This window comes from Streptomyces rubellomurinus (genome assembly GCF_000961885.1).
GTDB lineage: Bacteria > Actinomycetota > Actinomycetes > Streptomycetales > Streptomycetaceae > Kitasatospora > Kitasatospora rubellomurina.
The window spans coordinates 73,619-86,873 of record NZ_JZKH01000001.1 but is presented as its reverse complement, the minus strand read 5'-3'; the positions used below and the strand labels follow the sequence as shown (position 1 = coordinate 86,873).

Here is a 13,255-nt window from a genome sequence, read left to right as displayed (position 1 = left end):
CCGGCGGTCACCGCCGGCGGTGACCCGTCAGACCGTGCGCGGCCGGCGGCGGGCCCGGGCGGCCCGCCAGAGCCCCACCAGGCTGCCCAGCACCAGCACCGCCACGCCCCCGGCCGACACCAGGAAGGCCGCCGAACCGGGCTTGCCCGCGCTGGCCGCCGCCGTGACGTACACCGCCGTGGTCGGCACCACGCCGATCGCCGTCGCCGTCAGGAACGGCAGGAAGCCCACCCCGGAGAAGGCCGCGCCGTAGTTGCCCGCCTGGAACGGCATCCCCGGCAGCAGCCGCAGCACCAGCACGCTGCGGAAGCCCTGCTCGGTGAACCGCCGGTCCAGCGCGCCCAGCACCTTGCCGCGCAGAAACGGGCGCATCGCGTCCCGGCCCAGCCAGCGGGCCAGCCCGAACGCCAGCACCGCGCCCAGCGTCGTGCCGAGCACCGCCAGCGCCACGCCCTCCCGGATGCCGAGCAGCAGCCCGGCGGCGGCGTTCAGCGCGGGGCGGGGGACGAAGGCCAGCGTGCCGACCGCGTAGACGGCGGCGAACAGCGGCGCGAACCAGTAGCCGGGCAGCCGGTCCGCGAGGCCGCCGTTCAGCAGCGCGGTCGGGCTCCACAGCAGCAGCGAGCCGGCGGCGGCGCCGAGCAGCAGCACGAGGACGGCGAACCGCCACCACGGCGAGGCGGCCGGGGCGGGCGTCTCGGTAACCGGGGTGTGGCCGTCCTGGTCGGCGTCGGACGGTGCGGCGGCGGTGGTGGCGGGCACCGGCCGAGCCTAACCCGGACGGCGGAGCGGACGGCCGGGCGGGGGAGGGCGAGGGCACCGGGCCCGGTGACGAGAATCGGCTCATATCGGGCTGAGGTTCTTCCCGGAGGGGTTCTCCGGAGCCGCGCCGGTCGGGACGTCCTTCGTGGAACCCGGTTCGCCGAGGCGCAGCGCGCCGGCGCCCGGCAGGAGGGCGCAGCACAGGACGGTGACCAGGCCGAAGGAGACGGTCAGCGAGGTGGCCTGGGCGAGGGTGCCGATGACGGCGGGGGCGATCAGGCCGGAGGTGTAGGTGACGGTGGCGACGCCCGCGATGGCCTGGCTGGCGTTGGTGCCGATCCGGCCGGCGGCGGCGAAGGCGAGCGGGACGATCACCGCGACGCCGATGCCGATCAGCGCGAAACCGGGGATGGCCAGGGCCGGGCGGTCGGCGGCGACCACGAGCAGGCCGCCGGCGGTGGCGACGGCGCCGCCGAGCCGGGTGGTGCGGGCGGCGCCGAGGCGGCGGATCACCGCGTCCCCGGCGAGGCGGCTGGCGGCCATGGTGAGCGAGAAGGCGGTGTACGAGGCGGCGGCGACGGTGGCCGTGGAGCCGGTGACGTCGCGCAGGTAGACGCCGCTCCAGTCCATCGAGGCGCCCTCGGCGAACACCGCGCAGAAGCCGACCAGGCCGATCACCAGTGAACTGCGCGGCGGCAGGGCGAAGCGCGGCGGCGCCTCGGCCTCCTCGGCGGCCCGCAGCTCGGGCAGGAGGCGGCAGACGGGCTGGGCGAGGGCGAGCAGCACGAGCGCGGTGAGGGCGAGTTGGAGCCGGGCGTCGAGGTCGAGGTGGGCGGCGAGGATGCCGAAGCCGGAGGCGAGCAGCCCGCCGGCGCTCCACATGCCGTGCAGTCCGGACATGATCGAGCGGCCGAGGCGCTGCTCGATCTCCACGCCCTGCGCGTTCATCGCGACGTCCGCCATGCCCGCCGTGGCGCCGTACAGCAGCAGGGCGGCGCACAGCACGGGCAGGCCGGGGGCGAGCGCGGGGAGGGCGAGGGCGAGGCACCAGAGCGAGAGGAGCCCGCGGACGGCGGCCCGGCCGCCGTACCGGTGCACGAACCGCCCGGCCAGCGGCATCGCCAGGGAGGAGCCGATGGCGGGCATGACCAGGGCGAGGCCGAGCAGGCCGGAGGAGAGGTCGAGGCGCTCCTGCAGCCAGGGGATGCGGGTGACGAAGGTGCCGCCGACGGCGCCGTGCACGGCGAAGACGAGCGCGATGCCGGTCCGGGCGCGGCGCGGGTCGGCGAGCGGTTCGTGTGCTGGTGGTGCCGATGGTGCGGTGGGGTGTGCCATCCGGCGTTCCCTCCCGGTCGCGGGCGGACAGGGTCCGCGCGGTGGCGCAGCACACGGGCGGACGGTTCGATAAATTATCAGGAAGGGACCCTGATAGAAACCGTCTGGAAGGATGAGCCGCCATGACCACCGCGCGTACGGCCACGCCGAGCACCGCCCGGGCGATCAACGACCGGCTGGCACTCAACCTGCTCCTGGAGCAGGGCCCCCTGACCGCGACCGAGCTGCGCGGCCTCACCGGCCTGTCCCGGCCCACCGTCGCCGACCTGCTCGACCGCCTCCAGCGCACCGGCCTGGTCGCCGTGGTCGGCGAGCGCGGCGAACAGCGGCGCGGCCCCAACGCCCGGGTCTACGCGCTCGTCGCCTCCCGCGCCCACCTCGGCGCCGTCGACGTCCGCTCCGGCGGCGTCAGCCTGATCGTCGCCGACCTCGCCGGGCGCACCCTCGCCACCGCCGAGGCCCCCGTCGACGGCGGCGGCGGGCCCGGGACGGCCGCCCGGATCGTCGACGTCCTGCGGGAGACCGCGCGCGGCGCCGGCGTCGAGCGGCTGCACACCATCGCGGTCGGCGCCCCCGGGCTGGTCGACCCGGCCACCGGGCGGCTCCACAGCACCGGCGACCTGCCCGGCTGGCACACCGAACTCCTCACCGCACTGCGGGAGTTGCCGGGCGTCGAGGTGATCCTGGAGAACGAGGTCAACCTCGCCGGGCGGGCCGAGTACCGGATCGGCGCCGCCCGCGACCGCGAGACCTTCGTGCTGCTCTGGCTCGGCCACAGCGTCGGCGCCGCCGTCGTCCTGGACGGGCGGCTGCGCCGCGGCTTCTCCGGCGGCACCGGCGAGATCTGCTTCCTGCCCGTCCCCGGCGCCGTCGGCCTGCCCAGCGCCGACAGCTGCGAGGGCGGCTTCCACGGCCTGGTCGGCAGCGCCGCCGTCTGCGCACTCGCCCGTGCCCACGGCCTGCCCGCCGACCCGGCCGGGGACGCGCCCGCCGCCGAGGCCGCCGTACGCGCCGCACTGGCCGCGTCCGGGCCCGGCGAGCCCGGCGGCGCGTTCCTCGACGAGCTGGCGGAGCGGATCGCGCTCGGCGCCGCCGCCGTGTGCGTCGTCCTCGACCCCGGCTGCGTGGTGCTCGGCGGCGAACTCGGCCGGGCCGGCGGGGACGAGCTGGCCGCGCGGGTCGAACGGCGGCTCGCCCTGCTCTCCCCGCTGCGCACCGAAGTGCGGGCCGGTACGGCGGGCGGCGGCGCGGTGCTCGCCGGGGCCGTGCTCACCGCCGGGGACGCCGCCCGGCGGGACCTCTTCGGCGAGCCGTGAGGCCCCTCGCGGGAGGACCCGAGGGCGACCGCGGCGGCTCCGGTGCGGCAGGATGGCCGGGGGCGCGGCGGCACGCTCCCCGCCCCTCCCGCCCCTCGAACCAGCGTCAGGAGTCGCACATGGGCCAGGCCGACCAGCCGGTCAACCCCTACCGGATCGGCGAGGCCGCGGCGCTGCTCGGCGTCAGCACCGACACGATGCGGCGCTGGGTGGACGCCGGGCGGGTCGCCGCCACCCGCGACGAGCACGGGCACCGGATCGTTCCCGGCGCCGAACTGGCCGCGTTCGCCCGCGAGTTGGCCCGCACCGAGGCCGCCGAGGCGGAGGGCCGGCCGTCCTCGGCACGCAACCGCTTCCCCGGGATCGTCACCGACGTGCTGCTCGGCGACGTGGCCGCGCGGGTGGAGATCCAGGCCGGGCCGTTCCGGGTGGTGTCGCTGATCAGCCGGGAGTCGGCGGAGGAGCTGAACCTGGTGCCCGGCGCGCCCGCCACGGCGGTTATCAAGTCCACCAATGTGATGATCGAGCGGCGCTAGGTCCCCAAGGTCCCCAAGGTCCCTGAGGTCCCCAGGTCCCGGCCGCCGCGCCGTCAGTGAACGCCGAACGAGAGGCCCGCCCCGGATGCCACCCCCGAAGCTGCCGACCACCCAGGCCGCCGTGCTCGCGATCGAAGCCGTGGCCGCGCGGCACGGCCGCGAGGTCCGCGCCCAGCACGACATCGGCCGCGACCGGACTTTCGCCGGACTGGTTGGCGCGGTCGGGCCCGGCGAGCTGGACGCCGTCCCGCACGAGGCGCTGCTGGAGTTCGGCGGCCGCCCGGCCGTCGGCGTCCGGCTGTTCACCCACGACGAGGCCGTGGTCACCGTCGAGGGCATCCCCTTCGACGTCGCGCGGGACGGCGTCCCCGCGTTCCTCGACGCGGTCTGGAAGGACCTCGTCCAGGTCAAGGTGCGCGCCTTCCCGCCGTCCAGCACCCTGATCGTCACCGTCCCCGGCGAGCCGAGCCACCGCGAGGGCATCGGCGTGCACGACCTCACCCCCTGGCTCGCGGGGAGGATCCGATGACCACGGCCCGAAGCACCACCGGGTGGAAGCCGCTCGCCGTCGCCCACCGCGGCGACCCGTACCGGTACCGCGAGAACACCCTGCCCTCGATCGAGTCCGCCCTCGCCGCCGGCGCCGACGCCGTCGAGGTCGACGTCCAGCTCACCCGCGACCAGGTGCCCGTCCTGCTGCACGACCGCACCCTGGAGCGGCTCTGGGGCGACACCCGTGCCGTCGACCGGGTCACCGCCGAGCAGCTCGACGAGCTGCGCCGGGGCGCACTCGCCGTCCCCACCCTCGCCGAGGCCGTCAAGGCGGTGGCCGCCGCGCACGACCCCCGGGCGGAGCAGCCGGGCCCCCGGCTGCTGATCGACCTCGACGACCCCGGCCCGGCCGCCGCCACCTGGTCCGTCGTCACCGGCCTCGGCGCCGAACGGCAGGTCGCCTTCTGCGGCCCCGCCACCGCCATGCTCGCCGTGCGCGCCCTCAGCCCCACCGCCGACATCGCGCTCACCTGGAAGCAGCCCCGGCTGCCCGGGCGGGCCCTGCTCGACGACCTGCGCCCGCGCTACCTCAACCCGCCGTTCGGCCTGGTCACCGCCGAGTTCGTGCTCGGCGCCGCCGACGCCGGACTCTCCGTCTCCACCTGGACGGCCGACCTGCGGCGCACCATGCGCCGGCTGCGCGACACCGGCGTCGCCGCCATCACCAGCAACCGGATCGGCGTGCTGCGCTCCGTCCTGGACGGCCGGCGGTGAACGCTCCTCCGGGTGGCCAACAGGTGCTGACCACCCGGGCGTTGGGGCGCGCCCTGCTCGCCCGCCAGCACCTGCTGGAGCGCACCGACCGGCCGCCCGCCGAGCTGATCCGCCACCTCGGCGGGCTGCAGGCCCAGGCCGCGCCGCAGCCCCCGTACCTCGGCCTGCTCTCCCGGCTGGACGGCTTCACCCCGGACCGGCTCAGCACGCTCATCGAGCAGCGGGCCGTCGTCCGGATCGCCCTGCAGCGCGGCACCATCCACCTGGTCACCGCCGAGGACTGCCTGACCCTGCGGCCGCTGCTCCAGCCCGTCCTGGACCAGGCGCTGCGCACCACCTACGGCAAGCGGCTGGCCGGCCTCGACCTCGCCGCCCTGGCCGCCGAGGCCCGGAGCCTGGTCGAGGAGCGGCCGCGCACCTTCCAGCAGCTCGGCCCGCTGCTGGCGGCCAGCCGCCCGGACCGCGACCCGGCCGCACTGGCCCAGGCCGCGCGCTGCCTGCTGCCGCTCGTCCAGGTGCCGCCGCGCGGGCTGTGGGGGCGCGGCGGCCCGGCCGCCCACACCACCGCCGAGGCCTGGCTCGGCCGCCCGCTCGACCCCGCGCCCGCGCTGGACGACCTCGTCCTGCGCTACCTCGCCGCGTTCGGCCCGGCCGGCCCGGCCGACCTGAAGAAGTGGTCCGGCCTCAGCGGCCTCGGCCCGGTGCTGGCCAGGCTCGCGCCGCGGCTGCGCACCTTCCGCGACGAACAGGGCCGGCTGCTCCACGACCTGCCGCAGGCACCCCGGCCGGCCGAGGACGTCCCGGCGCCGGTGCGGCTGCTCGCGCCCTTCGACAACCTGCTGCTCTCGCACGCCGACCGGGGCCGGGTGCTGCCGGAGCGGTACCGGGGGCGGGTGATGACGCAGAACGGCATCGTGCTCGGCACGCTGCTGGTCGACGGGCTGGTCGCCGGGACGTGGCGGCTGACGGCGGAGCAGGACGTGGTGGTGCAGCCGTTCGGCCCGCTCGCCCCGGGCCGACCGGGAGGGCGCCGAGGCCGAGGCGCGGCGGGTGCTGGCCTTCGCGGGCGGCGAAGGGTCCGTCCGGGTGGAGGCGCCGGCGTAGCGCCCCGGCGTGGCGCCCCGGCCCGGTGCCGGACAACTCGCTGGCGGCGGCGGGGCGGGAATGTGATCATGACCGACGCCACTGCTACGAGGGGACGCGGATGCGACGGGACATGGAACTGATCGACGCGGCGCCGGAGGGTGCCGGGCCGTACGGCATCACCGTGGCGCCCGGCGGGGACGTCTGGTTCACGCTGGTGCACAGCGGCGAGGTCGGACGGCTGACGGCGGACGGCTCGGTGCGGCGGTACGGCCTCGGCGCGCCGGACTGCGGCCCGGCCGTCATCACCGCCGGCCCGGACGGGGCGCTCTGGTTCAGCCGGATGCGCGACCACCGGATCGGGCGGATCACGGCGGCCGGGGAGGCGAGCTCGTTCCCCGTCCGCACCGAGGGCGCCGGGCCGTACGGCATCGCCGCCGGGCCGGACGGCGCGCTCTGGTTCACCGAGCTGGGCGCCGGCCGGGTGGGGCGGATCGGCGTGGACGGCGAGGTCGAGGAGTACCCGCTCCCGCTCGCCGGGGCGTTCCCGTCGATGATCACGGCCGGGCCGGACGACGCGCTGTGGTGCACGCTCAACCAGGCCGACGCGGTGGCCCGGATCGGCCTCGACGGCGAGGTGGCCGTCCACCGGCTGCCCACCGAGGGCACCGCGCCGGTCGGCATCACCGCGGGCGCGGACGGCGCGCTCTGGTACGTCGGGATCGGCGGCGGGCTGGTCGGGCGGATCACCGTCGACGGGCAGGTCACCGAACAGCCGCTGGCCGACCGGGCGGCCAAACCGCACGCGATCGCCGCCGGGCCGGACGGCGCGCTCTGGTTCTCCGAGTGGGGCGCCGGCCGGATCGGGGTGCTCCACCCGGACGGGCGGCTGGACGGGTACCCGATCCCCGGCCCGGGCGCCGAGCCGCACGGCATCGCGGTCGGGGCGGACGGCGTGGTGTACGCGGCGCTGGAGCGGGGTCAGATCCTGCGGCTGGGCGCCTGACGCACCCGGGCCGGCGGGGCCGGGGCCGGGGCTGCGGGCGCGAGGCCCGGGTGGGAGGGCCCGGGGCGGGAGGGCCCGGGCCGGGGTCCGGAAGACGGGCCCAGCGGCCCCGGGGGCCCGGGCCCAACGGCCCTGGGGCGCGGCGGTGGTGCGTTCGGATCATGGAACGCCATCATCCGCACGACGTTCCGAAGGAGTGCGTCCTTGAGCGCCACCCAGGCACAGGGCGACCCCACCCTCCCGCCAACACCCCGGCCGGTCAAGGCGGTTCGGGCCAGGCAGCCCGGCTCGGCCATGGTCAGGCTGTTGACCACCACCAACCACAAGACGATCGGCACCATGTACCTGGTGTCCTCGTTCGCGTTCTTCCTGATCGGCGGCGTCCTCGCCCTGGTCATGCGCGCCGAACTCGCCCGGCCCGGTAACCAGATCCTGTCGAACGAGCAGTTCAACCAGGCCTTCACCATGCACGGCTCGATCATGCTGCTGCTGTTCGCGATGCCGCTGTTCACCGGCTTCGCGAACTGGATCATGCCGCTGCAGATCGGCGCCCCCGACGTGGCCTTCCCACGGCTCAACGCGCTGGCCTACTGGCTGTTCATGGGCGGCTCGCTGATCGCGGCGGCGGGCTTCCTCACCCCGCAGGGCGCCGCCGACTTCGGCTGGTTCCTCTACGCGCCGCTGTCCGACGCCGTCCACTCGCCGGGCATCGGCGCCGACCTGTGGATCATGGGCGTCGCGCTGTCCGGCTTCGGCAGCATCTTCGGCGCGGTCAACTTCATCACCACCATCATCTGCATGCGCGCCCCCGGACTGACCATGTTCCGGATGTCCATCTTCTGCTGGAACGTGCTGCTCACCTCGGTGCTGGTGCTGCTGGTCTTCCCGGTGCTCGCGGCCGCGCTGTTCGCGCTGGAGGCGGACCGCAAGTTCGGTGCCCACGTCTTCGACCCGGCCAACGGCGGGGCGATGCTCTGGCAGCACCTGTTCTGGTTCTTCGGCCACCCCGAGGTGTACATCCTGGCGCTGCCCTTCTTCGGCATCGTGTCGGAGATCATCCCGGTCTTCAGCCGCAAGCCGATGTTCGGCTACTCCGGCCTGATCGCCGCCACCGTCGCCATCGCCGGCCTGTCGGTCACGGTCTGGGCGCACCACATGTACGTCACCGGGCAGGTGCTGCTGCCCTTCTTCTCCTTCATGACCTTCCTGATCGCCGTCCCGACCGGGGTGAAGTTCTTCAACTGGGTCGGCACCATGTGGCGCGGCTCGCTCAGCTTCGAGACGCCGATGCTGTGGACGGTCGGCTTCCTGGTCACCTTCCTCTTCGGCGGCCTCACCGGGGTGCTGCTGGCCGCCCCGCCGATCGACTTCCACGTCTCCGACTCGTACTTCGTCGTCGCGCACTTCCACTACACGCTGTTCGGCACCGTGGTGTACGCGATGTTCGCCGGATTCCACTTCTGGTGGCCCAAGATGACCGGCCGGATGCTCGACGAACGGCTCGGCAGGATCACCTTCTGGACGCTCACCGTGGGCTTCCACGCCACCTTCCTGGTGCAGCACTGGCTCGGCGCGGAAGGGATGCCGCGGCGGTACGCCGACTACCTGGAGTCGGACGGCTTCACCACGCTGAACACGGTGTCGACGATCGGTTCGTTCCTGCTCGGGCTGTCCGTCCTGCCGTTCCTGTACAACGTCTGGAAGACCGCCAAGTACGGCGAGAAGGTCGAACAGGACGACCCGTGGGGCTGGGGCCGCTCGCTGGAGTGGGCCACCTCCTGCCCGCCGCCGCGGCACAACTTCACGACGCTGCCCCGGATCCGCTCCGAATCCCCGGCGTTCGACCTGCACCACCCCGACATCGCCGCGCGGGACGCCCTGGAGAACACCGGCAGTCCGGCCCCCCACCTGGCGGACGTCGAGCCGGCGAAGTACGACCGGCCGCTCGGCCGGGCGGCGGTCCGGGCCGCCGCGCGGTCGGCGGCGGGCTCGGACGGCTCCCGGCCGTGAGGTGCCGCCCCGCCCGGGCTCGGCCGCGGGCGGGGGCGGTCCTCCGCATTCCATCTCCCCGCCCGCATCCGTCCGTTCGCATCCGTCCGTCCGTTCGCATCGCTTCGCCCCGGAAGGCCCGGCCCATGAACCACAGCGTCCTCGCCATCGCCACCGCCGCCCTCACCGCCGGCGGCTGCGTCTGGTACCTGCCCGCCATCGCCGACCTCCAGGCCGGCGCCGACCGGCCCCGCTCCACCCGTACGGCCGCTGCCGCCTGCGTGCTCGGGTGGGCGACCCTCGCCCTCGCGGGCGGGCTGCTGCTCGCCCTGGGGGACTGGCGGCCCGCCGCCCAGCTCGCCCTCGCCGGGCTGGTCGGCGGCGTGGCGCTGTGGCTGCGGGCACTGCGGGAGCGTCGCGTCGAGCAGCGGGAGGCGGACGAGCGGTGGATCGCCCTGGACGCCGGGCCCGCGCCGCGCCCGCCGCGCAGCGGCCGGTCCTCGGCGGTCGGCCTGGCCGGGTGGCTGGTCGTCGGCGCGGCCGTCGCCTCGCTCGGGGCGGCGGCCGTCCTCCTCTCCGGGGGCGGGACGGCCGGGACGCGGGCCGCGCTGGCGGCGGGCAGCGGGGTGGGGGTGGCGCTGCTGTTCCTGGCGATGGGGCTGAGGAGCGTGCGGCGGTGACGGTCCCGCGGATGTCCTCCCGAATGGGGTCGTTGGGCCCTGGGCCGGGCGGGGGTGGTGGGTGATGATGACCTGGGCCCCGCCGGCCGGGCGCGGGGGTGATGAAGGTGGAGCCGCGTGATGGCGACCAAGGCGGAGGGTGCCGGGGCTTCGGCGCCGGTGCGGGTGTTCCTGCTGGACGACCACGAGGTGGTGCGCCGGGGCGTGCACGACCTGCTGGACGGCGAGCCGGACCTGACGGTGGTCGGCGAGGCCGCGACCGCGGAGCAGGCGCTCGTCCGGGTGCCGGCGCTGCGGCCCGACGTCGCGGTGCTGGACGTCCGGCTGGGGGACGGCGACGGCGTCTCGGTCTGCCGTGAACTGCGCTCGCGGATGCCCGACCTGGCCTGCCTGATGCTCACCTCCTTCGACGACGAGGAGGCGCTGCTGGACGCCGTGATGGCGGGCGCCGCCGGTTACGTGCTCAAGCAGATCAGCGGCACCGACCTGGTCGCCGCCGTCCGCACCGTCGCCTCCGGCCGCTCGATGCTCGACCCGGGCGCCGCGACCCGCCTGCTGAACCGGCTGCGCAGCGACGCCGAACCGGCCCGGCCGGCCACCGCCGGGCCGGCGCTGACCGCGCGCGAGGAGGAGGTGCTGGCGCTGATCGGCGAGGGCCTGACCAACCGGCAGATCGGCGAGCGGCTCTACCTCGCCGAGAAGACGGTGAAGAACCACGTCTCCCGGCTGCTCGCCAAGCTCGGCGTCGAGCGGCGGGTGCAGGCCGCCCTGATCGCCACCGAGCTGCGCCAGGCCGCCGCCGCGACGCCGTCGTCGCTGCGGCGGGGCCGGGTCTGACGGCGGCGCGATCCTGGCGGCGGGCCCGGTGGCGGGCCGGGTGGGACCATCGGCCCTCGCCGCGGCGGCCGGGGGCGGGTGACCATCCCGGTATGAACCGCGATCGCGACCTGTACGAGGAAGAAGACGGCCTGCGGGACCTCGGCCCCGAGCGGGCGCTGGACCTGCTGGGCCGGGCGGCGGTCGGGCGGGTGGTCTACACCATCGGCGCCCTGCCGGCCGTCCTGCCGGTCCCGTTCCGGCTCGTCCCCGGCGGCGTGCTGCTCGCCGCCGGAGCCGACGCCGACCTGGTCCGCGCGGTCGACGGCGCCGTGATCGCCTTCGAGGCCGACGAGGTCGACGCGGCGGACGGCTCCGGCTGGTGCGTCACCGTCCTCGGCCGCGCCCGGGCCCACCCGGCCGATCCTGCCGATGCCGCCGATGCGGCCGATCCCGCCGCTGCCGCCGACGTCCGGATCCTGATCCGCCCCGAGCTCGTCACCGGGCGGCGGCTTCCGTCGAGCCGCTTGCCCGGCCCGGGCCCGGTCCGGTTCACTGCCGGGGGGAAGCGGGCGGGCGGGGAGGAACCGTGATCGACTACGACGCCGAGGCGCGCGCGTACGATGCCTCGCGCGGCGGGGAACCCCGGGCCCGGGCCGCCGCCGAAGCCGTCGAACGGCTGCTGCCGCCGCAGGCCCGTACGGTGCTGGACGTCGCCTGCGGCACGGGCATCGTCACCGCCCTGCTGCGCCGCCCGGGCCGTACCGTCCTCGGCGTCGACCGCTCGCCGGGGATGCTCCGGCTCGCCGGGCAGCGCCTGCCCAGCGCCGTCCTGTGCGGGGACGCCACCCGGCTGCCGGTCCGGGCCGGCAGCGTGGACGCCGTGGTGCTGGTCTGGTTGCTCCACCTGCTCCCGGACGCCGCGCCCGTCCTCGCCGAGGCCCGCCGGGTGCTGCGGCCCGGCGGGGTGCTGGTCACCACCGTCGACAAGAACGACGCGTCGTTCACCGAGCCCGGCGACCTCGCCGAGGCCACGCGGCCGTGGCGGCGCCGGCACGCCCCGCAGGTCACCGACCGGCTCGACCGGGTGACGGCCCAGGCCGCCGCCCTCGGCCTCCGCCCGGCGGGCGCGACCACCTTCCCCGGCCACGGCCAGGGCCGCAGCCCCCGCGCCTGGCGGGCGCAGATCGAGCGCGGCCGCATCGGCTGGTGCGCCGACCCGGCCACCGCCGGGGCCGCCCTCCGGGCCCTCGCCGCCCTCCCCGACCAGGACGCCCCGCGCCGCGCCCCGACCCGCGGTACCGCCTGGCGGCCTTCCGCGCTTGACGGAACGTCACCGGGCGGGCGTTGTCAGACCCGTGTGCCATCGTGTACGGACGAGTGGGCGCACGGGCTCCCGCTCTCCGGCGGTGAGGGGTTGGGGGAAGCGATGACGGGCTGGGTCGGTGTCGGCTGGGAGGGTGTGGGCTGGGACGGTTGGCGGGACGTCGGCGGGATCCGGGCGTTGCTCGACGCGGGCGCCGACCCGGAGGGCGCGGGCTGGGGGTGGCGCCCCCTGCACCGGGCGGCGAGGTACGGCTCGCCCGAGGTGGTGGCCGAACTGGCGCGCCGCGTCCCGGACGTGGACGCGGTGGAGGAGGGGGCGACCGCGCTGTGGGAGGCCGTGCTCGCGGACCGGCCGGACAACGCCCGCGCCCTGGTCGCCGCCGGTGCCGACCCCTGGCGGCCCCAGCTCGGCGGCTGGTCGCCGGGCCGGCTCGCCCTGGCCGGTCCGGTTCCCGACCTGTTCCCCGTGCCCCTGGGGCAGCCGGGCCTGACGGCGGCGGAGCGGGCCGCCGCCGAGCGCGGCCACCGACTCGTCGCGGCGCTCGGGGACTTCTACTACGACGGCACGGGGCTCGCCTGCGTCGCCGGCATCGACGCCGCGGAGGCGATCCGCTGGCTGGGCGCGGTGCGGGCGGAGGAGGAGTTCATGGCCGACTACCTCGACGACCCGCTGGCGTTCTCGATGGACGAATGCCTGCTCATCGCGGGCGTCACGACCGTGCCCGGCGGGTGCGTCGTCACCCAGCCCTGGGGCTACACCCCGTTCACCCCGGGGGCGATGGCCCGGCTGACGGCCGGGACCGTCGGCTACGGCCTCTACGCCAATCCCAAGAGCGGCAACCAGGGGAACGTCTTCCGCGACGGCGCCGAGGAGGGCTGGGACCTCCACCCCGGCGGCGGCCCCCACCCCGGCGGCAGCGCGGAGGAGGTCCTGACCGGCTACCTCTACCGGCACCGGGCCGTCGCCGAGGCGTGCGCCTTCGCGGGCCTCGACCCGGCCGACGCCCGCGCCGTCACGGGGCCCGCCGACGTCTGGATACGGCTGCCCGACGTCGACTGGTGGGCGCGCTGACCGGCCCGGCCCGACGGCGGGCTGCTCCCGCGTCGGGGCAAGCGGCAGGACGCCGCGCCCGTACCCCG

Annotated in this window: 13 protein-coding genes; 11 read left to right on the top strand and 2 right to left on the bottom strand. The window is 76.3% G+C overall.

Annotation, left to right across the window (positions count from 1 at the left end; all coding sequences use genetic code 11):
* Positions 1-27: 27 nt before the first annotated feature.
* Together VM95_RS00405 and VM95_RS00400 are read right to left on the bottom strand one after the other, a co-directional pair.
* Positions 28-762, bottom strand: coding sequence for a TVP38/TMEM64 family protein (locus VM95_RS00405; RefSeq protein ID WP_078859484.1), 735 nt, complete (start codon positions 760-762; stop codon positions 28-30).
* Between the two features lie 81 nt (positions 763-843).
* A complete protein-coding gene (locus tag VM95_RS00400) occupies positions 844-2,097 on the bottom strand; it encodes an MFS transporter (RefSeq protein WP_045691881.1) in 1,254 nt (417 codons plus the stop codon).
* A gap of 122 nt (positions 2,098-2,219) precedes the next feature.
* Between VM95_RS00400 and VM95_RS00395 the strand changes: the two genes are divergently transcribed.
* The 11 genes from VM95_RS00395 to VM95_RS45550 all read left to right on the top strand — a co-directional run bounded on the left by VM95_RS00395 (position 2,220) and on the right by VM95_RS45550 (position 13,187).
* Positions 2,220-3,413: an ROK family transcriptional regulator gene (locus tag VM95_RS00395; RefSeq protein WP_045691880.1), complete on the top strand. Its 1,194-nt coding sequence runs from the start codon at positions 2,220-2,222 to the stop codon at positions 3,411-3,413.
* 119 nt (positions 3,414-3,532) lie between these two features.
* Positions 3,533-3,949: a TOBE domain-containing protein gene (locus VM95_RS00390; protein ID WP_208615374.1), complete on the top strand. Its 417-nt coding sequence runs from the start codon at positions 3,533-3,535 to the stop codon at positions 3,947-3,949.
* Positions 3,950-4,034: 85 nt separating this feature from the next.
* Entirely contained in the window at positions 4,035-4,478 is a 444-nt protein-coding gene (locus VM95_RS00385) for a hypothetical protein (RefSeq protein WP_045691879.1), read from the top strand.
* Positions 4,475-5,215, top strand: a complete 741-nt coding sequence (locus VM95_RS00380) for a glycerophosphodiester phosphodiesterase (RefSeq protein WP_045691878.1) — start codon at positions 4,475-4,477, stop codon at positions 5,213-5,215. The genes VM95_RS00385 and VM95_RS00380 overlap by 4 nt, the downstream gene beginning before the upstream one ends.
* Before the next feature lie 23 nt (positions 5,216-5,238).
* Complete coding sequence (locus VM95_RS00375; protein ID WP_244178556.1) at positions 5,239-6,441, top strand: winged helix DNA-binding domain-containing protein; 1,203 nt, start codon at positions 5,239-5,241, stop codon at positions 6,439-6,441.
* Positions 6,420-7,304, top strand: coding sequence for a Vgb family protein (locus VM95_RS00370; RefSeq protein ID WP_045691877.1), 885 nt, complete (start codon positions 6,420-6,422; stop codon positions 7,302-7,304). The genes VM95_RS00375 and VM95_RS00370 overlap by 22 nt, the downstream gene beginning before the upstream one ends.
* Before the next feature lie 204 nt (positions 7,305-7,508).
* Positions 7,509-9,314 (top strand): aa3-type cytochrome oxidase subunit I, encoded by a 1,806-nt coding sequence (ctaD, locus tag VM95_RS00365; protein WP_482258397.1) that lies wholly within the window; start codon positions 7,509-7,511, stop codon positions 9,312-9,314.
* Positions 9,315-9,439: 125 nt separating this feature from the next.
* Positions 9,440-9,973 (top strand): hypothetical protein, encoded by a 534-nt coding sequence (locus VM95_RS00360; protein ID WP_045691875.1) that lies wholly within the window; start codon positions 9,440-9,442, stop codon positions 9,971-9,973.
* Between the two features lie 120 nt (positions 9,974-10,093).
* A complete protein-coding gene (locus VM95_RS00355; protein WP_045691874.1) occupies positions 10,094-10,810 on the top strand; it encodes a response regulator in 717 nt (238 codons plus the stop codon).
* Positions 10,811-10,902: 92 nt separating this feature from the next.
* The gene (locus VM95_RS00350; RefSeq protein ID WP_063773423.1) at positions 10,903-11,382 is read left to right on the top strand and encodes a pyridoxamine 5'-phosphate oxidase family protein; all 480 of its coding nucleotides are present in this window, start codon (positions 10,903-10,905) and stop codon (positions 11,380-11,382) included.
* Positions 11,379-13,187 carry a methyltransferase domain-containing protein gene (locus VM95_RS45550; RefSeq protein WP_425265264.1) on the top strand — a complete coding sequence of 603 codons (1,809 nt, stop codon included), beginning with the start codon at positions 11,379-11,381 and terminating at the stop codon, positions 13,185-13,187. Before VM95_RS00350 ends, VM95_RS45550 begins: the two co-directional genes overlap by 4 nt.
* Positions 13,188-13,255: the final 68 nt, after the last annotated feature.

Excerpts from the sequence above, each read along its gene's own strand:
- VM95_RS00400 (WP_045691881.1), bottom strand. The coding sequence starts at position 2,097 with ATGGCACACCCCACCGCACCATCGGCACCACCAGCACACGAACCGCTC.
- VM95_RS00395 (WP_045691880.1), top strand. The coding sequence starts at position 2,220 with ATGACCACCGCGCGTACGGCCACGCCGAGCACCGCCCGGGCGATCAAC.
- VM95_RS00390 (WP_208615374.1), top strand. The coding sequence starts at position 3,533 with ATGGGCCAGGCCGACCAGCCGGTCAACCCCTACCGGATCGGCGAGGCC.
- VM95_RS00385 (WP_045691879.1), top strand. The coding sequence starts at position 4,035 with ATGCCACCCCCGAAGCTGCCGACCACCCAGGCCGCCGTGCTCGCGATC.
- VM95_RS00380 (WP_045691878.1), top strand. The coding sequence starts at position 4,475 with ATGACCACGGCCCGAAGCACCACCGGGTGGAAGCCGCTCGCCGTCGCC.
- VM95_RS00370 (WP_045691877.1), top strand. The coding sequence starts at position 6,420 with ATGCGACGGGACATGGAACTGATCGACGCGGCGCCGGAGGGTGCCGGG.
- VM95_RS00360 (WP_045691875.1), top strand. The coding sequence starts at position 9,440 with ATGAACCACAGCGTCCTCGCCATCGCCACCGCCGCCCTCACCGCCGGC.
- VM95_RS00355 (WP_045691874.1), top strand. The coding sequence starts at position 10,094 with ATGGCGACCAAGGCGGAGGGTGCCGGGGCTTCGGCGCCGGTGCGGGTG.
- VM95_RS00350 (WP_063773423.1), top strand. The coding sequence starts at position 10,903 with ATGAACCGCGATCGCGACCTGTACGAGGAAGAAGACGGCCTGCGGGAC.